This window comes from Blattabacterium cuenoti (genome assembly GCF_014251375.1).
GTDB lineage: Bacteria > Bacteroidota > Bacteroidia > Flavobacteriales > Blattabacteriaceae > Blattabacterium > Blattabacterium cuenoti_K.
Window position 1 is genome coordinate 1 of record NZ_CP059187.1, and the last position, 25,746, is coordinate 25,746.

A 25,746-nucleotide genomic window follows, 5' to 3' on the forward strand; every position below is an offset into this window, starting at 1 on the left:
ATGGATAATGAAGCTTTAATAGATTCTTTTTCAGATTTTAAATCAGAAAAAAATATAGATAGAGTTAATCTCATGGCTATTTTGGAAGAATCTATACGATGTGTATTAAGAAAAAAATACAATTCTTCTAAGAATTATGATATTATTGTTAATCCTGATCAAGGGGATTTAGAAATTTGGAGAAATCGCATAGTAGTTCAAGATGGAACAGTAAAAGATGTCAATAAGGAAATAGAATTATCTACTGCTCGTAAAATAGAACAAGATTTCGAAATAGGAGAAGAAGTTACGGAAAAAGTTGAGCTAAAATCTCTTGGGAGAAGATCTATTTTATCTCTAAGACAAAATCTCCTTTCAAAAGTAAACGAATATGACAATACAAATACTTATCAAAAATTTAAAAAAAAAATAGGAGAAATTATTAACGTTGAAGTCTATCACATTTTACCTAGACAAATTATTATGAGAGATGAAGAACAAAATGAAATGGTTCTTCCGAAACAAGAGCAAATTCCAAATGATTTTTTCCGTAAAGGAGATCCTATTCGAGTACTAGTGAAACGAGTAGATTGGAAAGATAACAAACCTTTTGCTATTTTGACTAGAAGAGATGATACTTTTCTTGAGGAACTTTTAAAACTAGAAATTCCTGAGATTTCTGAAGGATTAATCACTGTCAAGAAAGTTGCACGTATTCCAGGAGAAAAAGCAAAAGTATCTGTAGAATCTTATGATGATCGCATAGATCCTGTAGGTGCTTGTGTAGGAATGAAAGGTTCTAGAATTCATCCTATTGTAAGAGAATTAAAAAACGAAAACATAGATGTAATTAATTATACATCTAATACGCAACTATATATAACAAGAGCTTTAAGTCCGGCTAAAGTTTCTATGATGGAAGTTGACGAAAAACACAAATATGTCAACGTATATGTAAAACTAGAAGAAATATCTAAAGCCATTGGAAGAGGAGGTCAAAATATAAAATTAGCCAGTCAATTAACTGGATACAAAATACATATATTTAGAGATTTTCCTTATGAAGATGATGTCGAATTAACAGAATTTTCTGATGAAATAGAACCAGAAATATTAGAAAAATTTCACAAAGTAGGATTAAATACGGCAAAGTCAGTTTTAAATTATAGAAACAATGATCTTAGCGAACGGATAGACATAGAAGAAAAAACTCTAACTAAAGTAGTTAGAATACTCAAAAAAGAATTTGAAGAAGAATTCAATAATAATTAATCTAAATTTTTACTTTTGTTCTTATTTTAGATTTATATATGACTGATAAAATCAGATTAAAAACAGTATTAACGAAATTTAATATTTCCTTACAAAGAGTGGTCAATTTTTTGCAAAGAAAAGGAATAAAAATAGAAAACAATCCTAACGCAAAAATAGAAGAAAAAGTGTATAGATTTCTCGTAAGAGAATTTCAAACTTATAAAGAGATACGAGATGCTTCTGAAAAAGCTTTTTTACAAAAGAGAATTGAAAAAGAAAAAATAAAAAAAGAAGTTATAAGTAATCAGAAAATTATTCGTGCAAGATCAGAAAGAATTATTAGGTTTAAAAAACTAGGTAAAATAGACATTGATATATTCGAAAAAAAATATGGAAATGGAAAAGAAAAAAAAAATAATCAACACGAACATAAGTATAAAAAACCTGCATTAGAAAAAAACAGAGAAAAAGAGAACAAGCCAGAACATATAGATACGGTCTATCAAAAACTAGATGGAGTAATGTTAACAGGAGATAGGATAGATCTTTCTCAATTTGAAAGAAAAAAAACAAAACAAGAGAACAATCCCATTTTTCTTAAAAAGAAACGTAAAAGAATTAATAAAAAAAAAGAAATCCTTATTGAGGATATAAAAAATGTTCCAGTAAATAGAAAAAAACAAGAGAAAGAAAAGAAAGATAATAACAAAAATTATTCTTATCCTTTTGATAAAAAAATGGGAAAAGAAAAATCAAAAAATAAGAAACATTATCAAAAATCTATAATTACTAATGAACGAATTGAAAAACAAATTAAAGAAACTTTAGAAAAGATTTCTTCAAAAAAGGGAATTAAATCAAAATACTCAAAGATTAGAAAAGAAAAACGACAATACAAAAAAGAAAAAAAAATTATTCAAAATGAAATTGAAAATAAAAAACAAGACAAAATTCTTAAAATAGCTGAATTTACAACTGTTAATGAATTAGCATCTATGATGAACGTTAATGCAACAGATGTAATCGTTTCTTGTATGTCTTTAGGGATCATGGTGACCATGAACCAAAGATTGGACGCAGAAATTTTAACACTTGTTTCTGATGAATTCGGATACAATGTAGAATTTGTAGGATTAGATTTAGAAGAAGCTATTCAAGGAGATCAGGATTTAGAAGAAAATCTAAAACCTAGACACCCGATTATTACTGTAATGGGACATGTAGATCATGGAAAAACATCTTTGTTAGATTATATTAGAAATACTAATGTAATTGCTGGAGAAGCGGGAGGAATTACTCAACATATAGCGGCTTATAGTGTAGAACTATCTAAAAATCAAAATATTACTTTTCTTGATACTCCTGGTCATGAAGCTTTCACAGCCATGAGAGCCAGAGGAACTCAAATAACAGACATAGCAATTATAGTGATTGCTTCAGACGATCAAGTAATGCCTCAAACTAAAGAAGCGATTAGCCATGCAAAAGCAGCAAATGTTCCTATTATTTTTGTATTCAATAAAATTGATAAACCTAATGCAAATCCTGATAAAATTAGAGAACAGTTAGCTAACTTGAATTTTTTGGTAGAAGAATGGGGGGGGAAATATCCATCTCAAGAAATTTCAGCAAAATTAGGAAACGGAATAGATAAACTATTAGAAAAGGTTCTGATATTATCCGAATTTTTAGACTTAAAAGCAAATCCAAATAAACCTGCTATAGGAACTGTCATAGAAGCCTCTTTAGATAAAGGAAGAGGATATATAACAACCTTGCTTTTACAAGGCGGAACATTAAAAGTAGGAGATTATGTTTTAGCAGGAAGTCATCATGGAAAAGTAAAAAGTATTTTAGATGAACGTGGAAAATCTCTTTCTACTTCAGGTCCATCAAAACCTATTACAATTTTAGGATTAAATGGAGCGCCTACAGCTGGAGATAAATTTAAAGTATTTCAAGATGAAAAAATCGCCAAACAACTTGCCTCTAGAAGAGAACAACTACAAAGAGAACAAAATATAAGAGCTCAAAAACATTTAACATTAGATGAAATAGGGAGACGGATAGCTTTAGGTTATTTTAAAGAAGTAAAAATTATTCTTAAAGGCGATGTAGACGGATCTGTAGAAGCTATTGCTGATTCTCTACAAAAATTATCTATAAATAAAATTATGATCAACATTATATATAAAAGTATTGGTCAAATTACTGAATCAGATGTTTTATTGGCAAGCGCTTCAGATGCTATTATAATCGGATTTAATGTTCGTCCAAATACTGGAGCTAAAAATATAGCAAAAAAAGAAAATATAGAAATCAGAACTTATTCAATTATATATGATGTAATTAATGACATTCAAGAAGCTATGGATGGAATGCTTTCTCCAGAAATAAGAGAAAAAATATTAGGGAATGCAGAAATAAGAGAAATTTTCAATATTCCAAAAACAGGGACTATAGCAGGCTGTATGGTCGTTGAAGGAAAATTATTACGTCAAGCAAAAGTAAGACTAATCAGAGAAGGAATTGTTATCCATAATGGAATTTTTACTTCTCTCAAACGTTTTAAAGAAGATGTAAAAGAAGTTTCTAAAGGATATGAATGCGGGTTAGGAATAAAAGATTACCATAACCTAAAATATGGAGATATTGTAGAAGTTTATGAAGAATTAATTACAACAGATAAGAATAAAAGTAGAAAAAAATAATAGATCCAATCAGATGAATGAAATAATATATAGAACACATAATTGTGGAGAACTATGTAAAAAGGATATTGGAAAAAATGTAGTTTTATCTGGATGGATTCAAAAATTGAGAAATCTAGGGTCTATAACTTTTATAGATCTTAGAGATTATTTTGGAATCACACAGCTAATTCTTTCAAAAAAACTAAAAAAAAAAAATCCTGAATTAGGCAAGGAATTTATCATTAAAATTAGCGGTATAGTAGGAGAAAGAGTCTCTAAAAATTATAAAATTTATACAGGTGAAATAGAAGTATTCGTTTCTCAATTAGAGATATTGAATTACTCTACAAAACCTCCTTTTTTAATAGAAGACCAGACAGATGGGGATGAAGTATCTCGTATGAAGTACAGGTATCTTGATATACGAAGAAATCCAATAAAAAATAATTTAAAACTTCGTCATAAAATTTCTTTAGAAATACGAAATTTTCTTTCTAAAAATGGATTTCTAGAGATAGAAACACCTATATTAATTAATCATACTCCTGAAGGGGCTAGAAGTTTTGTTGTTCCATCTAGAATACATTCTAGAAAATTTTATTCTTTACCTCAATCCCCTCAATTATTTAAACAATTATTGATGATTGGTGGAATTGATAGATATTTTCAAATTGTAAAATGTTTTCGAGATGAAGATGCTCGTTCGGATAGACAAATAGAATTTACACAAATAGACTGTGAAATGGTTTTTGTCAATGTAAATGATATACTATCATTTTTTGAAAATTTTATAAAACATATCTTCAAAGAAGTAAAAAATATTCAATTGGAACCTTTTAAACGGATTTCCTATTCCGATGCAATTAAAATGTATGGAACAGATACACCTGATATACAAATTGATATAAAATTCTTGGAATTGAAGGATTTCTTTTTTAAAAGAAACTCTTTTTTTTTGAAAAAAAAAGAATTTACAATGGGGGTGTCAATTCCAAATAGAAGTCACTATACATGTGAAAAAATAAATTTCATTATTGAACAGATAAAACAAAAAGAGTTAGAAATTGAAACCATTTTTTGGTTGAAATATTTTCCAGATAAAACATTTTTTTCTTCTATGAACAGTTTTATGAACAATGAAGAAGATCTTGTAAAGTATTTTAAAGCAAACCCCGGAGATTTGTTGTTCATTTTTTACGGAATAAAAACAGAAAAAAAACATAAACTAAATCAATTACGTTTAGAAATAATCCATTGTTTAAATCTGATAGAAAAGAGAAAAAAAACATTAAAACCATTATGGATCATAGATTTTCCTCTTTTAGAATGGAATGAAAATATTCAGAAATATAAACCTTTTCATCATCCTTTTACTAACCCAAAAAAAGAAGACGTTCATTTCTTGGAACATTTTCCGGAAAATGTTCGTTCACAGTCTTACGATCTTATAATCAATGGAGTTGAAATAGGAGGTGGATCTATTCGGATTCATAATAAGAACATTCAAAACTTAATTTTGAAACATTTAGGTCTTTCTACAAAAGAAATTCAATCTCAATTTGGTTTTTTTATCAATGCTTTTGAATATGGAGTTCCCCCACATGGGGGAATTGCTTTCGGCCTAGATAGATTAATTTCAATTTTAGAAGGAAAAGAAAATATAAAAGAATTTATTGCATTTCCAAAAAATAATTCTGGAAAAGATCTAATGATTAATGCTCCATATTTTTTAGAAAAAAACAAATTAAAAGAATTAAACTTGTTGTTATAAAAATTTAACATCTATTCTTTTTTTTTATATCTAGAATAAGATTCTTTATAAACAGAAATAGCTTCTTTTTTATTTTTCCAATCTCCTACTGTTACTTTCTTTCCTTCTAAATCTTTATAAACCATAAAAAAATGTTCTATTTCTTTTTTAGTATGAGAAGAAACTTCATTAATATTATTAATTGTATTATAGTTTGGATCTTTTATAGGGACACAAATAATTTTTTCATCTTCTCCTTTTTCATCAGTCATAAAAAAAATTCCAATAGGTTTAACTCGAATCAAACAACCAGGAATAGTAGGTTCAGTTAAAAAAACCAAAACATCCAATGGATCTCCATCTTTTGAAAGAGTTTTTGGAATGAAACCATAATCTGTAGGATAACTCATAGGAGAATACAAAACTCTATCCAAACGAATTAAATTACTTTTTTTATCAAATTCATATTTGTTTCTACTCCCTTTGGGGATTTCAATTAATACATCAAAATTAACTTCCATATTTATTCACTATATTATTTTTGTACAACAATTAAATTTTTCTAAATACAAAGCAACTTGTTTCGCAAATCCACCACCTAAAATACCATCTATTACTCTATGATCATAAGAGTGTGATAAATAAATTTTATGTCTAACCCCAATAAAATCTCCTTCTGGAGTTTCTATTATGGAAAGTTTTTTTTGTATCACTCCTATTGCCAATATAGCCACTTGCGGTTGATGAATAATAGGAGTTCCAAATAAATTTCCAAAACTACCAATATTACTTATTGTATAAGTCCCTCCTTGCGTTTCTTCAGGTCTTAATTGGTTAGATTTAGCTCTTTTTATTAAATCGTTAATAATTTTTATTAATCCTCCTAAACTATAGGAATCTGCGTGTTTAATTACTGGAACAATCAAATTACCATTAGGCAATGCAGTAGCTAATCCTATATGGATATTTTTTTTTTTTATAATATTAGTTCCATGAACTGAAATATTTATCATAGGAAGATCTTTGATAGCTTTCACTACACATTCAACAAATACAGACATTAAAGTCAATTTTTCTCCTGTATTCTTCTGAAAAGCATCTTTCAGTTTTTCTCTCCACTTTACAATATTTGTAACATCTGCTTCAACAAAAGAAGTAACATGTGCAGATATATTTTTACTTTCTATCATATGTGATGCCGTCATTTTACGCATTCTATCCATTTCTATAATTTCCTCCTCACTACTATTATTATGAGAATATTGTAAAGGAAAAATAATTTTATTTTCTGTATTTCTAAAATGAATATATTTTAATATATCTTTTTTAGTTACACGTCCTTTTGTACCGCCGGTCCCTTCTATAGTTTCTAATTCATAGAAATTAATTCCTTCTCTTCGAGCAATAGAACGTACAAGAGGAGAATAAAATCTTTTTTTGAATAACTCTTTTTCTTTCTCCTTTATTTCTTCTAATTCTAAAATAGCTATAGCCGTTCCTACTTTAACCACTTCATTTGGAAAAAATAATTTTTTTTTCAAAATTCCATTTACAGGAGAAGAAATTTCAGAATCTATTTTATCCGTAGCTATCTCTACTAAGAGATCTTCTTTTCTTATAGAATCTCCTTCTTTTTTTAACCAACGAATGATAGTCGCCTCTGCTATACTTTCACCCATGGCTGGAAGGGTCAAATTATACTCGGACATTTAAATTGTTATCGTTTTATATATTATTATTTTTGTTGATATTAATTTTACAAAAAGAAAAAAACAATAAAATCAAAAATAATAAATTCATCTTAAAAAATGAAAATTCTTTCATTGAATCAAATTAAAAAAATTGATCAATACTGTATTGATAACGAAGATATTTCTTCTATAGAATTAATGGAAAGGGCAGCAAAAAGTTGTTTTAATTGGATTAGAGAACATTATTCTCATCAACTCAGAAAAGTTTCATTTATAATATTAGTGGGAAATGGAAAGAATGGTGGGGATGGACTAGCTCTTTCTAGAATGTTATATTTACATGGGGCTAATGTAAAAATATACATTGTTAATATTTCTAATCGTTTTTCAAAAGAATTTATAATTAATAAAAATAGAATAATAAAATATGGAATAGAATTGCAAACAATTAATGAGGGAGAAAAATATCCATCTTTCAAGCATGATAAAAATAGTAAACTAATTGATGCAATTTTTGGAATAGGATTGAATCGTCCTATCAGAAAAAAATATTGGAAATCTTTTTTTCATTATATTAATAATTCCAAATTTTCATCTGTTATTTCTATAGATATTCCTTCTGGAATTTTTATAGGAAAAAGTCATGATAATTTTGAAGAGATTATAATAAAAGCTACTTATACATTAACCTTTCAATTTCCAAAACTTCCTTTTCTTTTGCAAGATTATGAAAATTATGTTGGAAAATGGTATTTATTAAATATTGGATGGAAAGAAGAATTCATAAAAAATATTCATGTAAAAAAATTTTATATCAATGATATAGATATTCGTTACATATATAAAAAAAGAAAAAAATTTTCTCATAAAGGAAATTATGGAAATGGCCTCATTATAGGTGGAAGTTACGGAATGATTGGTTCGATTCTTCTTTCTGCAAAAGCAAGTTTTAGAGTAGGAATAGGAAAATTAAGTGTATATATTCCTCGTTGTGGAAATCAAATAATACAAACTTCTCTCCCAGAAGCAATTGTAAAAACAGATTTACAAGAAGATTTGATAAGTTCTATTCCTAATAGTTTTTTTACTAAAAAATATGATGCTATAGGAATCGGAATGGGAATGGGAAAACATCCTATGACTGTATATGCGTTAGAATCTTTTTTGTTAAGAGTAAAAAAAAATAAAATTCCTCTAGTTATAGATGCAGATGCAATCAACATTCTATCTGATCAATCATCAAACAAATTGTTAGATCTTTTAAAAGAAGAAACTATTCTGACTCCACATCAAAAAGAATTTGAAAGATTATGTGGAATATGGAAAAATGATTATCAAAAATTAGATTTTTTGAAAAAATTTTCTGTCAAACATAAGGTTTTCGTTGTATTGAAAGGTGCGCATACTGTTATTTCGACTCCTCATGGGGAGCTTTACTTCAATAGTACTGGAAATCCGGGGATGTCTACAGCAGGAAGCGGAGATGTTTTGACTGGAATGATTACTGGACTCCTTTCTCAAGGTTATTCTCCAAAAGAATCTTGTATCATGGGGGTATACTTACATGGATTATCTGGTGACCTTTCTTCAAAAAAATTTAGTGAAGAATCTATAATAGCTATGGATATTCTAAATTCTATAGGAAAAGCTTACAAAGAAATCAAAAAAAATAAAAATGAATGAATATTTTTTTGACCTTATTTATTTATACATACCATATACATAAACGTATATAAAATAATTATTATTGATAATAATAAACTTATTTTAGAAATATAGTCTCCATATTTTATATAAAAAGTTTGATTTTTATTTATGAAAATTTTTTTTGATAAAACTCCTTCTATTCCATATGGAATAGAAGATACAATTTCTCCTTTTTCGTCTATAAAACAAGATACACCAGTATTAGCAGATCTTACAATATATTTTCTATTTTCAATAGCTCTAAGACGTGCATAATATAAATGTTGCTGATATCCTTGTGACACCCCCCACCACGCATCATTAGTAATGATCACCATAAATTCTGCATTTCTTTTAAAGAATTGAGATACATACTCCCCAAATACAGATTCATAGCATATAATAGGGGCAAACTTCACTTTTAAAAAAGGATGTAAAAATACAGAATGAGGGTCATTTTGCTTTCCATGTTCCATAATTGAACCACCAAAATTAAGTAAAATGTTTCCTAATATAGGAAAAAGAAACCTTTTATAAGGAAAAGTTTCTACAGCAGGGACTAATTTAGATTTATGATGAATGACAACATCATCCTTGTACGTTCCTATTTGGATTATAGAATTATATATATCAATCCATTGAATATTATTTTCATTTTTAAAAAAAATTGGATTAGAAGTTTTACTTCTGTTCTCTTTTTTATAAAGATCGAATAATTCTATTCCTGTAATAAATACTGTTTTTGGAGAAACTTTTTTGAGATAATTTCTAAATCCAGAAATTATGATTCTATTTTTCTTTAAGTCTTTTATAAAAATTTTAATTTCATTTCCTGGAAATGTAGTTTCAGGTGCTACAATAAAAGAATTATTTCCAATTTTTTTATCTATTAATTCTTTCAATAGAAAAATCAATCTTTCTGTTGACATTTTATATTTTTGATTATATGGATTGATATTAGGCTGTAAAATTAAAACATCAACAGTTCTTCCTTTTTTTTTTTCTTCATTCTTTAAGTAGATATACTTTAAGTAGATATAGTTTGAAATTAAAATGAGTAAAAAAATTTTTCCTATATTAAAAAGTATGTTTTTGTAGAAAAAAAGTACATTTTTATTTTCTTGATATTTTATAATAGAGTTGATAAACCCTATATTGACCATCCATATCCATACTGTCCCTCCTAAAATTCCAGTATATTCATACCATTGAATCCACTCTATACGATTAGAAAATCCATTTCCTAAATTTAACCATGGCCAGGATAATTCCCATTCTAAATGCATTTTTTCAAAAGAAATCCATATACAAACTAAAAATACATATCCTATTTTTTTACTTTTTACGTGTTTTTTTATCCATGAGTAAAACGTAAATACAACTGACATAAAAAAGGCATTAAGAATAACAGGAGCTAAATAAGCTTCTGTGGCAAAACTTCCATTAGGTCTTTTTGCATAAGATAACCACCATGTGGAGATAGCGTTCCAGGTCAAAAAAGCAGAAAAAGACAGTAAAAATATAGATAATAAAGAAAAATAATCATTAGTTTTAAATAACTGTTCTTCTACATATAAAAGTGGAATAAAAGCTATAAATAAAAGAAAAGGATTTCCGTTAGTAGGCCATCCTAATCCTAATAAAATTCCAGAAAGGAGACTATAGAAAAAAAATTCAATTTTATTATGTATTGAATCACTTCTTATCTTATCTGATTTACATTAAAAATTACTTGACTGAAGACTACATTTCATAAAAAAAAATATTGTGGAGCTGGCGGGGTTCGAACCCGCGTCCAAACAAGAAGCATGAAAGATTTCTACATACTTATCCAAAAGTTATTTTTTTTAGACTAAAATCGGTTTTTGGATCCCAAATTTTAGCTTAGATTCCGAATAATAATCACTTCAAAAACTTAAGAATCATCTGTTTTTTTATCCTTATATATTGAGTATCTCTGAATCAGTATCTATAAGAAAAAATAACTGAGAGATATTTTGCTTCTGCATATTGCAGATTTATGACGGAATAATCACATCATGCAGCATTAAGCAGCAAAAGCGTATTGTTTTTCGCCGTTTATATGTTTTGTAACGTTAGATTTACGTGTAAAACCTTACGTAACACGATATGCTTACTTTCATAACTAATCTTGCTGTCAATTCCAAAGTCAGCCCCATTCATTCAAACAATTAGTAACTCAGAATTAAAATAACAAATTTATTAAAAATTTTAAATATAACATAATAAATTTATTACATTATTTTCTAATTTTTTTTAAATCAAACTAGATTGATCTGAATAATCTAATCGAATGAAAATAAATAATAATATAGTAAAAGACCAAAAAGAAGATCCTCCGTAACTAAAAAAAGGTAAAACTATTCCTATGGTTGGAAAAAGCCCCATTACCATACTTAAATTAATGAAAAAATGAGTAAATAGAATATTTCCTACTGAATATCCAAAAATTTTTCCAAAAACATTCTTTTGTTTTTCAGATAAAAAATATATTCTGCTAATCAACAATAAATAAAATATGATTAATGTTACACTTCCTATAAATCCCCATTCTTCTCCCACAGTGCAAAAAATATAATCCGTATGTTGTTCCGGAACAAATTTACCTTTTGTAATAGTTCCTTTTTGATATCCTTTTCCAAAAAATTTTCCAGATCCAATAGCCGTTTTAGAATATAGAAGATTGTATCCGACATTATCTCTATATTTTCTATCAAATTCGTTTTGAAATAGGATATTAATCCGATTTTTATGATACGGCTTTAAAAACTTGTCAGAAAAAATAGGAGAAAAAATAACAAAGATGGATGATAAAAGAAAAAAAAATAAATAGAAAAATAAATTCTTTATAGATCTATTTTTTTTTAGAAAAAAAATAAAGAATAAAATTGAAAACAAACAAAATATAATAATCCAAAATGATATTAATAAAGAAATTACAAACAAAAAAACTAAAAATAATAGAAAAAAAATAAAATATCCGGATACTACTCCTTGTCTATATAAAGTCAAAATAAATGAAAAAAAAACTAAAGATGTCCCTGGATCTGGTTGAAAAAATATTAATAATGAAGGGAATATTATTAAAATTATAGATACAAATAACAGTACATTTTTATTTTTTTGAAGATTTTCTTGACTCAAGATATGAGCTATCATTAAAGATGTAGATATTTTGGATAGTTCTGAAGGTTGAAAACTAATGGCCCCCAAAACGTACCAGGATTTTGCACCATTTATATTTTTTCCAAAAAAAAATACTCCAATTAAAAGAAATATCGTAAATAAAAATAAAAAAAAAGAAAAATACTTATAATGTATTGGTTTTAATAAAAAAACTAAAAATATAAAAATGAAACTGAATAAAATCCATATTAACTGTTTTTCTCCTTTTTCATGGGAAACAGAATATAAATTCATGTATCCAAAAAAAGTCATAAAAATATAAATAACAACGATCCACCAATCGATATTTCTTAATAAGATTTTATTTTTTCTTTTTATATTCTTTATCAAGTCGATTTTTTTTTGTATGAAAATTTATTTTTTTTATTCCTGCTATATAATCGTACACTTTCTGTAACCCTGAACCCATAATATTTTTTTCAAGATTTTTTCTATGAACATTATTTAGAATATATTTTTCTGCAAGTAGAGTAGCTATAGGCCCCGCCCAACGAGATCCAAAACCTCCATTTTCTATGATTACAGAAATTGCTATTTTAGGATCTTCTACTGGAGCAAATAAAATAAAAATAGAATGATCAGGAAGAGGAATTATTTTTTTATTATGAATTTTCATAAAATTTTGCGAAGTACCTGTTTTTCCAGCCATTCTAATCTCCGACGATTTAAATCTTCTTCCAGTTCCAATTATAAATACTTTTTCCATTCCTCTAATAATTAAATCAAAATATTTTTTTTTCACTTTAGTGTATTTAGCTAAAGTGTAATTTGGATTAGAAATAGGATAATGATTAATGCATTTTACAATATGCGGTGTGTAAAAAAAGCCTTTGTTTGCTATAGCACAAACCATATTAGCTAATTGTATAGGTGTTACATTTATTTCTCCTTGCCCAATACTATTGGAAATAATTGTAATAGCATTCCATTTTGTAGATCCATATTTTTTATTATAAAAATCTCCAGAAGGAATTACTCCTTTTTCTCCAGTGTCTAAATCATTATAAAAGTAATTTCCAAATCCAAAACTTTTAATAATTTCACCCCATTCATTAACTCCTTTTGTTAAATTTTTTGGATATTTTTCAATGACCCGTTTATAAACTTGTGCAAAATAATTATTACAAGAAACAGCTACTGCAGTTTCTATTCCTATAGGTAATCCATGAATTCCAGAATGACAATGGATTCTTTTTTTTCCATATTTAAATCCATTATAGCAGATAAAAGTTGTTTTTGTGTTTACTACTCCCATTTGAAGACCTGCTAATCCTGTCATTAACTTAAATGGAGAAGCTGGAGGATAACGAGCTTGTGTTGTTCTATCAAATAAAGGATAATCTATTGTATCTTTAATTAATTTATTAAATTCTTTAGTCCGATTGATTCCCACAAATAAATTAGGATTATTGATAGGACTAGAAACTAAAGATAATATTTCTCCATTTTTAGGATTAATAGCCACGATTCCTCCTTTCTTTTTAAACATAAGTTTTTCTGCATAATTTTGTAGATTCCAATCTATGGTTAAAGAAATATCATTTCCGCTAATTGCTCTAATATTATTTTTACTATTATTATAACTTTCTATAATACATCCTTTTCTATCTCTTATCCAATATTTTACTCCTTTTTTTCCTCTCAATATTTTTTCATAAGATTTTTCCACTCCTGCCCAACCAATAAAATCTCCTATTTGATAGTAATTAGATTCTTTCTTAATGTCTTTTTGATTTACTTCTCCAAGATATCCCAATACATTCGCAGAACTTTCTACTTTATAATCTCTAAGAGATCTTTTTGTCCAATCAAATCCTTTATACTTATAAAGTTTTTCTTGTATAGAAGCAAATTTTTCTTTTGAAATAAAAGGAAGAAAAACAGAAGGTAAATATTTTGAATAAGATTTTGCTTTTTCTAAATTCTTGTGAAAAGTATTTTTTTTTATCCCTACAAGATTACAAAATTCAATAATATTGAAATTTTCATCTATAAGCATAGGAATCACTATTAATTCATAAATGGGTTTATTAAATACTAATAAATTATTGTTTCTATCAAAAATTGCCCCTCTTTCAGGAATAATAATTTCTTGTTTTATAGAAGTATTGAACGCATTTAAAATATACTTTTCAGTATATATTTGGATATAAAATAGTCTAGTTATAAAAATTAACCCAACAAGACTCAAAAAAATGTAAAATACATATAATTTTTTCAATGTTTAATTCTTCTAAAAAAAAAATATATAATACATAAAATAGTTGTAAAAATGCTGCTAAATATAATTCTCATTAAAATTATTTTACTAAAATAAGATAACTTCAATATTTCTAATATAAACAAAGAAAAATGGTGTGTAAAAATCAATGAAAAAATGTAAAGACATTTTCTAATAAAAGGTAATTCATAAATAGAAAAATTACTTTTTTTAAAAAAATTTTTACCTTCAAAAAATTGAATAATTTTTAATCTAAAAAAAGCGGAAAGAGTAGTAGAAAAAGCATGTATTCCCCCTGAGTTCATACAATGGTCTATAATCCAACCGATCATAAAAGATAAAAACAGAAACATAAATCTATTTTCATGAGATGAATAAATTAATATAAAAATTATATATAGATAAGTATATCCCCCTAAAAAAAATAGGGGATTTAATATTGATACTTGAATTAAACAAATAAAAAAAATGGAAAAAACAGACTCTAAAAAATTCTTTATAAAATTCATTATTTATTTTCAACTTTATAAAGTTGAAGAGTGTCCCACTCTTTCTTAAATAAATTTTTTACAACATAAGCATTTTCTATGCTAGAAAAATTTTCCAATAATTTTACTTTTATAACATAATTAGATTGTTCTTCATCAAATCTATAACAAGTGACTTTTCCAATTGGAATTCCTTCAGGAAAAGTTGCAGATTTTCCATCTGTTTCGACTATATCTCCTTTATATATAGAAGAATGTTTCGGAATGTCATATAATATAACATGTTCATGATCTACCCCATCCCAACTAACAGTTCCAAAATATTTATTTTTTTTTAATCTTGCATTAACTTTAATTTTTGGATTTAAAAGAGAAATTGCTACACTAAAATGCGGGGAGGTTTTTATAATAATTCCTGCAATTCCATTAGATAGAATAATTCCCATATCTGTTTTTATTCCATCTAAACTTCCTTTATTGATAGTGAGATAATTTTCCTGCTCATGGATACTATTATTGATAATCTTTACAGGAGTAAAGACATACTCTTGTAAATAAACAAGATTATTCTTTTTAAAATCTTTAGTTGTTTTTCTAATTTTAGAAGATATATGAGAATGACGTAATCGGATATTTTCTTTAACAAGCCTTTCATTTTCAATTTCCAATAAAAAATAAGTTTGGAATCTATGAATTTTTTCATAAACTTTTCCTACGAAAAAATTGGAAGATCCTGCATAGATATACTGATGAAAATCAGTTTTTGAAAATGAAAGAAAAAGAGCTAAAAATTCTAGTAAGAAAAAGAAAATAAAAAAACGAAATCTAAGAAAAAAATTAAAAAATTCACGCATAAAATAACGGTATTAGAATTCAACTTTTTTCCTATTTCATGAGAAATGTAAATTTCTCAATATTTTTTAAAGCAACTCCTGTTCCTTTAACAACAGCTCTTAAAGGGTCCTCTACTAAAGAAACAGAAAGCCCCGTTTTTTTTGAAATTCTTTTATCTAATCCTCTTAAAAGAGAGCCCCCACCTGCCATGTATATCCCTGTTTTATAAATATCTGCCGCAAGTTCTGGAGGTGTACTTGATAGGGTTTCCATAACAGCATCTTCGATTCGTAAAATAGATTTATCAAGTGCAGGAATAGTTTCTTTATAAGAAATATTCATTTCTTTCGGCTTTCCTGTTGCTAAATCTCTTCCTTGTATATGAATATCTACAGGTGGGGGGTCAATAGATTCTATAGCGGAACCTATGTCTATTTTAATTTTTTCAGCAGTTCTTTCTCCAATATATAAATTGTACTTACTGCGAAGAAAATATGCAATATCATTAGTAAAAACATCTCCAGCTATTTTAATGGATTTTTGGCAAACAATTCCACCTAAAGCAATAACACCGCATTCTGTAGTTCCTCCTCCTATATCAATAATCATATTTCCTTCAGCTTTTGTGACGGATATACCGGATCCAATAGCTGCTGCCATAGGTTCTTCAATAAGATAAACTTCTTTGGCATTTAGATGTTGAGCGGAATCTTTCACAGCTCTTTTTTCAACTTCTGTAATTCCAGATGGAATACAAATAACCATATTTAATGATGGTGTAAATAGTTTTTTGTTTATTCCAGGAATTTTTTTTATAAATTCTCTAATCATAAGCTCAGCAACTTTATAATCTGCTATTACTCCATCTTTTAATGGTTTATAAATTTTAATATTTTCATGTGTTTTACCTTGCATTTGTTTTGCTTCTTCACCGACAGCTAGTACTTTTTTACTTCTTATATCTATAGCTATTATTGAAGGTAAATCAACAATAACTTTATCTTTATGCATAATGAGAGTATTCGCAGTTCCTAAATCTATAGCAATTTCTTGAGTAAATAGATTTTTTATAAAGTCAACTAATCCCATATTTCATATGCTGAATATTTTCTCAATTTAAAAAAAAATATTTTTCCACTTTCAGTTTTTGAGTATATTGTACGAAAATTTTTCTTTGAAAGAACATAACATCTATTTATTGCAAGGAAGTAATAAGGGAGATAAAAAGAAGTATTTAGATGAATCTTTATCATTGATCTCAGAAAAGATTGGCAAAGTAATTCAAAAATCTTCTTATTATGAAAGTGTAGCATGGAACATGAACAGAAACACATCTACTTTTTATAATAGAGCTTTACATATAAAAACATTTCATTCACCGATTGATCTTTTAGAAATAATTTTAAAGATTGAATCTCTTATAGGAAGAGAGAAAAAAAAAAAGAGAGAATATTTCGATCGAGAAATAGATCTAGATATTTTATTTTATGATCAGATTATAATACATAGTTTTATCTTAACTATTCCACATCCTTTATTACATTTTCGTAGATTTTCTTTAGTTCCAATGTGTGAAATTTCACCAAAAAAGTTTCATCCTGTATTTCATTTAACACTAATTGAAATATTAGGAGTATGTACAGATAAGTTAGAAGTAAAAAAACTATCAATATCCTAAAATTGAAAGAATGGATATTGTATGTAATTAAAATATAATTTTTTAATTTACAATTAATTTGCTAAATGTTAGATACAAAAAAATACTATTATTTTTTTTTCTTTCTTTTTTTCTTTTTGCAGAAGAAAAAGAAGACGATAGTCCATTTTCTTTTTCTCTTTTTGACAAAAAATATTCTATAGAAAAAGATGAATCAAAAATCGTAAATCTTTTGAATGAAAAATTCAAAAATGTTATCAAGTATAATTCCAATATACAAGAACATGATATAAAAGAAGGAAAATCTTATTTAAAAGGAAATGCTTCTCTAGAGTATCTTAAGACAAAAATTAAGGCAGATTGGATCGAATTTAATTGGAAAAATGGGGATCTCAATGCAAAAGGAGAAAATAATAATTATGTAACTATTAATCAAGGAAAGAATAAATATCTTTTAAAGAATTTTTATATCAATTTGAATAACAAAAAGGGAAAAGCTAATGATCTTTATATCCAAGAAGGAGATCATGTGATTATAGCAAATAAGATAAATAAAGAAAAGGATGGAACGAGTATTTTGAAAAAAGTTATGTATATATCGGATCCCTTTTTCATAGAAAAAAAAGATATCAATCCTGATTTTTATTTAAAAACAGATAGTTTAAAATATTTTCATAAACAAAAATCCATTATTACTGGACCAGTATTTTTTTATTGGTATAAAGTTCCTCTCCCGATTGTTTTTCCATTTTTATATATGAAAAAAAAGAATAAAAAATATTATGGAATGAAATTCCCTATATTTCAAATTCATAATCAAAAAATTTCTATAGAAAATATAGAATTCTCTTTTCCTATTTCCAATTATTTCAATTTTACAATGTTGAATTCTATATATGGAAAAGAAAAATGGAAATTAGAAACAGAAATGAAATACGCATTTAATGTTTGTAATGGTTTGATTCTTTTAAAGAATTATCAAGAATTTTCAAATCGAAATTTTGATTATCAATTTAAATGGAAACATAATAAGGATTTGAAATTTAGTACTGATCTAAAATTTACTGCAGATATAAATTATTTAACAAGAAATAATTTTTTAAAAAAAAATGAAATTTTTGTTTCAAATATTAACATAAAAAAAAAATTTGACAATCATTCCTTATTAAATATATCATCTGATCTTCTTCAAGATGTAAATAAAGGAGAAACGAAGTTAAAAATTCCCGAGATTCGTTTTTCTATGCGAAAGAATTTCTTTTTAGAAAAAGAAAATCCATTCATTCATAAATTTATGTTTAATTATCAAACATTGATATATAATTCTATTAGAAATTATTCTACTATTCTTTTCTCATCTTCTATGCCTACTACTATGAATATGAAAAAAAAAATAGAATTCCAATCTGGAATTCACAATTCCATAAATCTGTCTACTTACGTTTTTTTTTCTCCTTTTTTTAAAATATCTCCTAAAATTCATTATAATGTATTTTTTTCTACATGTGATTTTGATTCAAAATGTATGAGTCGAACTGCAAATATATCAACAGATATAATTTCTATTCCTTTTTATAAAGAAATAAACAAAAATTCTATTTTTTTAAGACATGAAATAGAACCTATGTTGTCTTTTAATATTCAATATTCACAGAATAGAAAAAAATTTTTTTCTGTAAAAAAAATCAATTTTATCCTGAACAATAATTTTGAGTTTCAAACAGAAAAAAAAATAAAAATATTTAAATATTTGAAAGTAAATACTTCATGGATTTTAGATGAATTATTTTTTAAATGGAAAGATTTTCATTTTGTGGGATATATTAATTTCACGAAACCTATAAAATTCAAATATGAAGGAAAGATAAACTTTGATGAAAAAAAAGAAACATATTTTGATTTTTTATTTAGTTCTAATTTTATTAGAAATAAAATTCATTTTTTTAATAAAGAAAATGAAAAAAAAGGGAAAAATCGTTTTGAATGTTTCTTTTTTGATAAAAAAAATTATGCAAAATATGAAATTCCATTGAATTTTATAATTGATTTGCATTCAAAATTTTATAAAAAAACTGACACAGAAAAATTTTTTAACACATTTTTAAGTGTAAATGGATCTGTAGGAATAACAAAATATTGGAAAATAGACTTTCGTACAGATTACGATTTATTAATAAAAAAAATTACATTTTTTAATGTGATTTTTTATAGAGATTTAAGAAGTTTTAAAATGAATTTTAATTGGAGCCCCATAGGAAAAAATCGTTCTTGGTCCTTTTTTATTGGAATAAAAGATCCTATCTTTAGCAAGATTTTGCAGTATAGCGAGAAAAGAGATAAAATAGAAAAAAACATTTGAATTATGAAAAAAATTTCAACGAAAAAAATTCCATCTCTAGGACCGTATAGTACATGTGTTCTGGTAGAAAATTTTTTATTTATTTCTGGACAAATAGCTATTGATCCAACAACCAAAAAATTAATTTCAGAAACGATAGAAATGGAAACTGAAAGAATTATGAAAAATTTTAAAATTATTCTTTCAGAAAATCAAATTGGATTTGAAAATGTCATAAAAACTTCTTTCTTTATAAGAAATATAGATGATTATCCAAAAATCAATTCTGTATATTCTAAATTTTTTCATAAAAGAGATTATCCTGCTAGAGAAACTATACAAGTTCTAGGATTACCAAAAAATGCAAACATAGAAATTTCCTTAATAGCACAAAAATTAAATTAACATGAATTAATTTCTAGTTTTTTATAGATAATTTTTTCAATCTAATCTAACTAACTAAGAAGAGATCATGATTAAGATTAATTAATGAATCAAAAATATTATTATTTTGTTTTTTTTTTATTTCTACTGATACTTAATAATCAGGGATCCAATTTTCAGATTGCTAATAAAACCCCAATAAAAAAAAAAGTACAGCTTATTCATGCTGATTTTGTACAAAAAAAAAATGATAATATCATTTATTTGATTGGACATATTCATTTTGAACATAATGGATCGCACCTATTTTGTGACAAAGCTATATATTATAAAAAAAACAATCAATTTCACGGATATGGAAATGTTCAATTAGTATCATCTAAAAATAGAATTTTTTCTAAAGAAATAGAATATTCTGGACGTTTTGGTTTTTTTAAAGTATCAGGAAATGTAATATTTATTCAAAAAAATATAAAATTAACAGCGAGTAGAATCAACTATAATTTGAGAAAAAAATATTTTCAGGCAAAAAATGTTATTTTATTTTTTAAAAAATTAAAATTATCTACCAATATTTTAGAATACGATCTTCAACTGAAAAAAGTTTCTTATAAAAAAGGTGGATTAATTTCTTATGGTAATTTTATAAAACTTTATAGTAGAGAAGGAAGTTACTTTTTAAAAAAAGGAAAAGCAAAATTTAAGGATAAAATCAAATTCGTTAATAAAAATTATACAATATTTTCCAATACAATAGAGTATTTATTTCGTTTAGAAAAAATTGATTTTTTTAGTCCTACTATTATAGTAGAGAATAATAATACTAAATCAAATAATTTTCTTTACGCTAAGGAAGGATCTTTTTTTCTTAAAAAAGGAATTTTTTTATTTAGAAAATATTTTAGTATCCATTATAATGGAAAAATTGTAAAAGGAGAATATTTATTTTTTGATCACAAAAAAAAATATGGATTTATAAAAAATATTTTTTTTGAAGATCCTAAAAAAAAATATTTCCTCATAGGAGAGACTTCCAATTTTGATTTGAATTCTGGAGTTTTTTTTTTGAAAAAAAATACAATAATAATAAAAGGAATAAAAAACTATAAAAATTCTATTTTTATTATTCATTCTGATACTATTAAAATTTTATTCAAAAAGGAATCTAATCTATTAATAATTAAAGCTTTTCCTGTTAACAGATTTTTTTTGAATGGCATTTTCCATCATCTACAAGTAGAAGGAAAATGCCATTCTTTAGTCTATGAACAATCAACAAATAATAATTCCTATTTTTCTTCAATTTTATTAGATGGAAATCCCATTTTTTGGATCAACAACAATTTACAATTGACTGGAGATAGTATTTCCATTCATAGAAAAAAAGATTCTATCAATTCATTAGATATAAAAAATGTTTTTCTTAGAAAAAAAATAGATTCAAAAAAATTTCATCAAATACAAGGAGATAAAATGACTGTTTTTTTTAGTGAAAAAAATATAAAAAAAGTTTTGATTCAAGGAAATATTAAAAGTATTATTTTTTTAGATAAAAATATCATTCAAAAATCGGATTGTGGAATGATTCTATTGGATTTAGAAAAAGGAAAAATTTCTTGCACAGAAAAAACTTATTCAGAAATTTTTCCTTTTTCTAAAAATATTACAGATATAGAAAAAAAACTTTTTCTTCCGAAATTTTTTTGGATAAAAAAAGATCCCCAAAAAATGAAAAAAGATTTTCTTTTGAAACAGATAGAAAAATATAAAAAAGAAAGTTTTTTGGAAGAAAAAGAAATCAAAAAAATAAAAAAATATGAATTCTTCTATGAAACAATTCGAGTTAGAGAATGATTTTATTCAATACCAAACTCAAGTTAATCCTAATCCCATGAAAATCATTGTAGATCATGCAGAAGGAAATTATATTTATGGAAAAGATGGAAAAAAATATTTAGATTTTGTAGCAGGAGTTTCCGTAAATGTATTAGGACATGGAAATAAAAAAATAAAAAAAGCTATTAAAAATCAAGTAGATAAATATTTGCATACTATGGTATATGGGGAGTTTATACAAGAAACTTGTGTAAGACTTTGTAAAAAAATAGCAGAGAATACCCCCCCTCCTCTAAATACTACTTATTTAGTAAATTCTGGAAGTGAAGCTGTGGAGGGAGCTTTAAAACTTGCTAAATGTTATACAGGACGAGAAGAAATCATTTCTTGTAAATGGTCTTATCATGGAAGCACACATGGATCCATGAGTATTATGGGTGATGAAAGAAGAAAAATCTTTTTTAGACCTTTACTTCCTTTAGTAAAATTTATAACATTTAATAAAATCGAAGAATTTATTTCTTCCATTACAGAAAAAACGGCTTGTGTTATTTTAGAAACAATACAAACCTATTCAAAAATAATATTACCTGATCATTCTTTTTTAAAAGAAGTCAAAAAACAGTGTGAAAAAAAAAATGTTTTAATGATTCTTGATGAGATCCAAACAGGGTTTGGAAGAACTGGAAAACTATTTGCTTTTGAGCATTATGAAATTGTTCCTGATATTTTAATTATGGGGAAAGGAATGGGGGGGGGGATGCCCATAAGCGGATTTATATCCTCTAGTGAAATAATGAAATCTTTTTGCGATCGTGTTCCATTAGGACATATAACTACTTTTGGTGGAAATGCAGTTTCAGCATCAGCTTCTTTGGCAACATTAACTCAACTAGTTGATTCTAATATCATGGAAAAAGTAGCTATAAAAGAAAAATGTATCAGAAAATATTTAGTTCATGATGAAATAAAAAACATTCATGGAAAAGGTCTCCTTTTATCTATTGAGTTAAAAAGAAAAAATCATCTAGAAAGAATATTACAGTCTTGTATAAGAAAAGGATTAATTTTATTTCGTTTTTTATTTCATAATAGTTCTTCTTTACGTATTTCACCTCCATTAACTATTACAGAAAAAGAAATTCAGATAGGATGTTCTATTATTAGAGAAAGTTTGAATGAATTAATTCAATTGAAATTGCAAAAATAATAAATCATGGAATTATTCAGATTTTTTATAGAATTATCTTATAATGGAAAACATTATCATGGATGGCAAATACAAAAAAAAGAAGATACAGTAGAAAAAACATTAGAATATTGTTTATCTAAATTATTGAAAACGTCTTTAAATGTAGTAGGAGCCGGAAGAACAGATAGCGGGGTTCATGCAAAACAAATGTTTGCACATTTTGATATTAATAGAAAAATAACCAATTCTTTTCTAAAAAAATTAAATATCTTCTTACCTAAAGATATTAAGGTGTTGAATATTTTTCCAGTTAAAAAACATGTTCATGCTAGATTTAGTGCAATTAGTCGTACCTATAAATATTATTTAACATATGAAAAAAATCCGTTTTTTCAAGATTTTTCTTGGTACTGTTTTTATCCATTAGATATTCAAAAAATGAATACAGCTTCTGAAATTTTAAAAAATTACAAAAATTTTAGTTTTTTTTGTAAAAAAAAAAGCGATAAAAAAAGTAAAATATGTAATATATATAATGCTTATTGGTCAATAGAAAAAAATAACACGTGTTTTTGTTTTACTATTGAAGCAAATAGATTTTTAAGAAATATGGTAAGATCCATAATTGGAACACTTGTTGATGTGGGGAGACAAAAAATTAGTATAAATAAATTTGTAGAAATTATAGAATCAAAAAATCAATCTAATTTGAATAGTTCAGTTGTCCCTGCACATGGTTTATTTCTTACTAAAATTCTTTATCCAGAAGACATTTTGTTATGAGACAAAATTGGAATAAAAAAAAATCTTATTTTAAACAACTTTTAAAAATCAGTTTAAACTATAAATTGACTCTATTATCAACAATAATCATTTCTATATTAATATCTTTTCTATCTGCTTATAGACCAAAATTAATCCAAGAATCTATAGATTCCTATATAGTTTATAGAGATTTTTTTGGACTTGAAAAAATTTTAATGTGGATAGCTGCTCTTCTTTTTTTAGAAAGTATGTTTCATTTTATTTTATTATATCTGTCCAATATACTTGCTCAAAATGTAATTAAGAAAATTAGGATTCTTTTATTTGAAAAATTTTTATATTTTAAAAATTCTTTTTTTAGTAAAACATCTATAGGAAAATTGGTTTCTTATTCTGTTTCAGATATGGAAACAATTGCTGTGATATTTAATGATGGAATATTATTAGTATCTGGAGATGTATTGAGAATAATGATGATCATAATTATGATGTTTACTATACATAAACAATTATCTTTTATTGTCCTTTCTACTATTCCATTGATGTATATTGTGACTCGTTTTTTTCAAAAAACATTAAAAAAAACGTTTCATGAAGAACGTATACAAAACTCTCGTTTAAATAGTTTTCTACAAGAAAATATTGTAGGAATGCTTATCATTCAACTTTTTCATAAAGAAAAAGAAAAATACTTGAAATTTAAATCAATTAATCATAAGTTGATGAATGCACATTTTCAAACTATTTTCTATTTTTCTATTTTTTTTCCAATAGTCGAAATTATATCTGCAGCAACAATAAGTATTGTCCTATTTTATGGAGGATATCATTCCATTATTGAGAATGGAAATGTGAAACCAGGACAAATTATTGCTTTTATTTTTTTTATTTATCTTATCTTTCGTCCCCTGCGACAAATAGCAGATAGATTTAATATAATACAAAGAGGAATAGCAGGAATAGAACGTATATTTTCTATATTAAATTCTGATGAAACAGTTCTTGACAAAGGAAAGACACAAATCAAAAAATTAAAAGGACATATTGTATTTAATGATGTTTATTTCTCCTATATTGATGGAGAAATGGTTTTAAAAGGAATTTCTTTTGAAATAAACCCGGGAGAAAAAGTAGCTATAGTAGGAGCCACTGGTTCAGGGAAATCTACAATTACGCATTTAATATCCAGGTTGTACGAAATAAAGAAAGGGAGTATTTTAATTGATGGCTCTCATATTCAAGATATTGAACTAAAAAATTTAAGATCTCATATAAGAGTTATTACACAAGATCCATTTTTATTTAATGATTCTATTATTAATAATATTACTTTAGGAGATTCTTCTATCAGCAGAGAAAAAATAGAAAACATGGCAAAAAGAATAGGAATACATAGTTTTATAACATCTTTACCACAGGGATATAAATATATAGTCAAAGAAAGAGGCGATCTCCTTTCTCTTGGAGAGAAACAGTTAATTTCTTTTTTAAGAGTCCAAATGCATCCTTATTCTATGCTTATTCTAGATGAAGCAACAACTTCTTTAAATAAAGAATTAGAAAAATTGATCTATCATGCTATAGATAGCCTGACTAAAAATAAAACTTCAATTATTATTACTCATCGTCTTTCTACGTTAAAAAACGCAGATAAAATATTAGTAATTAATAAGGGATTTCTTGTAGAAAAAGGAACTCATGAAGAATTAATTAATAAACTAAATGGATATTATTCTGAATTGTATAAAGAATCCTTTAATTAATATAATTA

Annotated in this window: 18 protein-coding genes and 1 other RNA gene; 11 read left to right on the forward strand and 8 right to left on the reverse strand. The window is 25.7% G+C overall.

Annotated elements, in window-relative coordinates:
* The 3 genes from nusA to aspS are packed head-to-tail and all read left to right on the forward strand — an operon-like array spanning position 1 to position 5,697.
* Complete coding sequence (gene nusA, locus H0H71_RS00005; RefSeq protein WP_185856059.1) at positions 1-1,251, forward strand: transcription termination factor NusA; 1,251 nt, start codon at positions 1-3, stop codon at positions 1,249-1,251.
* A gap of 38 nt (positions 1,252-1,289) precedes the next feature.
* Positions 1,290-3,944: a translation initiation factor IF-2 gene (infB, locus tag H0H71_RS00010; RefSeq protein WP_185856060.1), complete on the forward strand. Its 2,655-nt coding sequence runs from the start codon at positions 1,290-1,292 to the stop codon at positions 3,942-3,944.
* Positions 3,945-3,957: 13 nt separating this feature from the next.
* On the forward strand, positions 3,958-5,697 hold the full coding sequence (gene aspS / locus H0H71_RS00015; protein WP_185856061.1) for an aspartate--tRNA ligase: 1,740 nt from the start codon (positions 3,958-3,960) through the stop codon (positions 5,695-5,697).
* Between the two features lie 11 nt (positions 5,698-5,708).
* Here aspS and H0H71_RS00020 read toward each other — a convergent pair whose 3' ends face one another.
* Both H0H71_RS00020 and H0H71_RS00025 read right to left on the reverse strand, forming a co-directional pair.
* The gene (locus tag H0H71_RS00020) at positions 5,709-6,197 is read right to left on the reverse strand and encodes an inorganic diphosphatase (protein WP_185856062.1); all 489 of its coding nucleotides are present in this window, start codon (positions 6,195-6,197) and stop codon (positions 5,709-5,711) included.
* A gap of 9 nt (positions 6,198-6,206) precedes the next feature.
* On the reverse strand, positions 6,207-7,385 hold the full coding sequence (locus H0H71_RS00025; RefSeq protein WP_185856063.1) for a dihydrolipoamide acetyltransferase family protein: 1,179 nt from the start codon (positions 7,383-7,385) through the stop codon (positions 6,207-6,209).
* A 99-nt stretch (positions 7,386-7,484) separates the two neighbouring features.
* On the opposite strand from H0H71_RS00025, the gene H0H71_RS00030 reads away from it, so the two are divergent.
* A complete protein-coding gene (locus tag H0H71_RS00030) occupies positions 7,485-9,050 on the forward strand; it encodes an NAD(P)H-hydrate dehydratase (RefSeq protein WP_185856064.1) in 1,566 nt (521 codons plus the stop codon).
* A 14-nt stretch (positions 9,051-9,064) separates the two neighbouring features.
* Here H0H71_RS00030 and lnt read toward each other — a convergent pair whose 3' ends face one another.
* The 6 genes from lnt to H0H71_RS00060 all read right to left on the reverse strand — a co-directional run bounded on the left by lnt (position 9,065) and on the right by H0H71_RS00060 (position 16,892).
* A complete protein-coding gene (gene lnt / locus H0H71_RS00035; RefSeq protein ID WP_317168094.1) occupies positions 9,065-10,759 on the reverse strand; it encodes an apolipoprotein N-acyltransferase in 1,695 nt (564 codons plus the stop codon).
* Between the two features lie 59 nt (positions 10,760-10,818).
* Positions 10,819-11,231: a transfer-messenger RNA gene (gene ssrA / locus H0H71_RS00040) on the reverse strand.
* Between the two features lie 99 nt (positions 11,232-11,330).
* Positions 11,331-12,578, reverse strand: a complete 1,248-nt coding sequence (rodA, locus tag H0H71_RS00045) for a rod shape-determining protein RodA (RefSeq protein WP_185856445.1) — start codon at positions 12,576-12,578, stop codon at positions 11,331-11,333.
* Positions 12,562-14,481 (reverse strand): penicillin-binding protein 2, encoded by a 1,920-nt coding sequence (gene mrdA, locus H0H71_RS00050; protein ID WP_185856065.1) that lies wholly within the window; start codon positions 14,479-14,481, stop codon positions 12,562-12,564. Before mrdA ends, rodA begins: the two co-directional genes overlap by 17 nt.
* 508 nt (positions 14,482-14,989) lie before the next feature.
* Positions 14,990-15,823 (reverse strand): rod shape-determining protein MreC, encoded by an 834-nt coding sequence (gene mreC, locus H0H71_RS00055; RefSeq protein WP_185856066.1) that lies wholly within the window; start codon positions 15,821-15,823, stop codon positions 14,990-14,992.
* 31 nt (positions 15,824-15,854) lie between these two features.
* The gene (locus tag H0H71_RS00060) at positions 15,855-16,892 is read right to left on the reverse strand and encodes a rod shape-determining protein (RefSeq protein ID WP_185856067.1); all 1,038 of its coding nucleotides are present in this window, start codon (positions 16,890-16,892) and stop codon (positions 15,855-15,857) included.
* 85 nt (positions 16,893-16,977) lie between these two features.
* On the opposite strand from H0H71_RS00060, the gene folK reads away from it, so the two are divergent.
* The 7 genes from folK (at position 16,978) to H0H71_RS00095 (ending at position 25,738) form a co-directional block, all read left to right on the forward strand.
* Positions 16,978-17,481, forward strand: coding sequence for a 2-amino-4-hydroxy-6-hydroxymethyldihydropteridine diphosphokinase (gene folK / locus H0H71_RS00065; protein WP_185856068.1), 504 nt, complete (start codon positions 16,978-16,980; stop codon positions 17,479-17,481).
* Between the two features lie 58 nt (positions 17,482-17,539).
* Positions 17,540-19,819 carry a putative LPS assembly protein LptD gene (locus H0H71_RS00070; RefSeq protein WP_185856069.1) on the forward strand — a complete coding sequence of 760 codons (2,280 nt, stop codon included), beginning with the start codon at positions 17,540-17,542 and terminating at the stop codon, positions 19,817-19,819.
* A gap of 3 nt (positions 19,820-19,822) precedes the next feature.
* A complete protein-coding gene (locus H0H71_RS00075; RefSeq protein WP_185856070.1) occupies positions 19,823-20,203 on the forward strand; it encodes a Rid family detoxifying hydrolase in 381 nt (126 codons plus the stop codon).
* Between the two features lie 84 nt (positions 20,204-20,287).
* On the forward strand, positions 20,288-22,036 hold the full coding sequence (locus H0H71_RS00080) for an OstA-like protein (protein WP_185856071.1): 1,749 nt from the start codon (positions 20,288-20,290) through the stop codon (positions 22,034-22,036).
* Positions 22,011-23,228: an aspartate aminotransferase family protein gene (locus H0H71_RS00085; RefSeq protein ID WP_185856072.1), complete on the forward strand. Its 1,218-nt coding sequence runs from the start codon at positions 22,011-22,013 to the stop codon at positions 23,226-23,228. The genes H0H71_RS00080 and H0H71_RS00085 overlap by 26 nt, the downstream gene beginning before the upstream one ends.
* Before the next feature lie 6 nt (positions 23,229-23,234).
* The gene (gene truA / locus H0H71_RS00090) at positions 23,235-23,993 is read left to right on the forward strand and encodes a tRNA pseudouridine(38-40) synthase TruA (protein ID WP_185856073.1); all 759 of its coding nucleotides are present in this window, start codon (positions 23,235-23,237) and stop codon (positions 23,991-23,993) included.
* A complete protein-coding gene (locus tag H0H71_RS00095; RefSeq protein WP_185856075.1) occupies positions 23,990-25,738 on the forward strand; it encodes an ABC transporter ATP-binding protein in 1,749 nt (582 codons plus the stop codon). Before truA ends, H0H71_RS00095 begins: the two co-directional genes overlap by 4 nt.
* The last annotated feature ends 8 nt before the right edge of the window (positions 25,739-25,746 follow it).

Bases quoted from the DNA above. Each gene is read 5' to 3' on its own strand.
- nusA (WP_185856059.1), top strand. From the start codon at position 1: ATGGATAATGAAGCTTTAATAGATTCTTTTTCAGATTTTAAATCAGAA.
- infB (WP_185856060.1), top strand. From the start codon at position 1,290: ATGACTGATAAAATCAGATTAAAAACAGTATTAACGAAATTTAATATT.
- aspS (WP_185856061.1), top strand. From the start codon at position 3,958: ATGAATGAAATAATATATAGAACACATAATTGTGGAGAACTATGTAAA.
- H0H71_RS00020 (WP_185856062.1), bottom strand. From the start codon at position 6,197: ATGGAAGTTAATTTTGATGTATTAATTGAAATCCCCAAAGGGAGTAGA.
- H0H71_RS00025 (WP_185856063.1), bottom strand. From the start codon at position 7,385: ATGTCCGAGTATAATTTGACCCTTCCAGCCATGGGTGAAAGTATAGCA.
- H0H71_RS00030 (WP_185856064.1), top strand. From the start codon at position 7,485: ATGAAAATTCTTTCATTGAATCAAATTAAAAAAATTGATCAATACTGT.
- mreC (WP_185856066.1), bottom strand. From the start codon at position 15,823: ATGCGTGAATTTTTTAATTTTTTTCTTAGATTTCGTTTTTTTATTTTC.
- H0H71_RS00060 (WP_185856067.1), bottom strand. From the start codon at position 16,892: ATGGGATTAGTTGACTTTATAAAAAATCTATTTACTCAAGAAATTGCT.
- H0H71_RS00075 (WP_185856070.1), top strand. From the start codon at position 19,823: ATGAAAAAAATTTCAACGAAAAAAATTCCATCTCTAGGACCGTATAGT.
- H0H71_RS00080 (WP_185856071.1), top strand. From the start codon at position 20,288: ATGAATCAAAAATATTATTATTTTGTTTTTTTTTTATTTCTACTGATA.
- H0H71_RS00085 (WP_185856072.1), top strand. From the start codon at position 22,011: ATGAAACAATTCGAGTTAGAGAATGATTTTATTCAATACCAAACTCAA.
- truA (WP_185856073.1), top strand. From the start codon at position 23,235: ATGGAATTATTCAGATTTTTTATAGAATTATCTTATAATGGAAAACAT.
- H0H71_RS00095 (WP_185856075.1), top strand. From the start codon at position 23,990: ATGAGACAAAATTGGAATAAAAAAAAATCTTATTTTAAACAACTTTTA.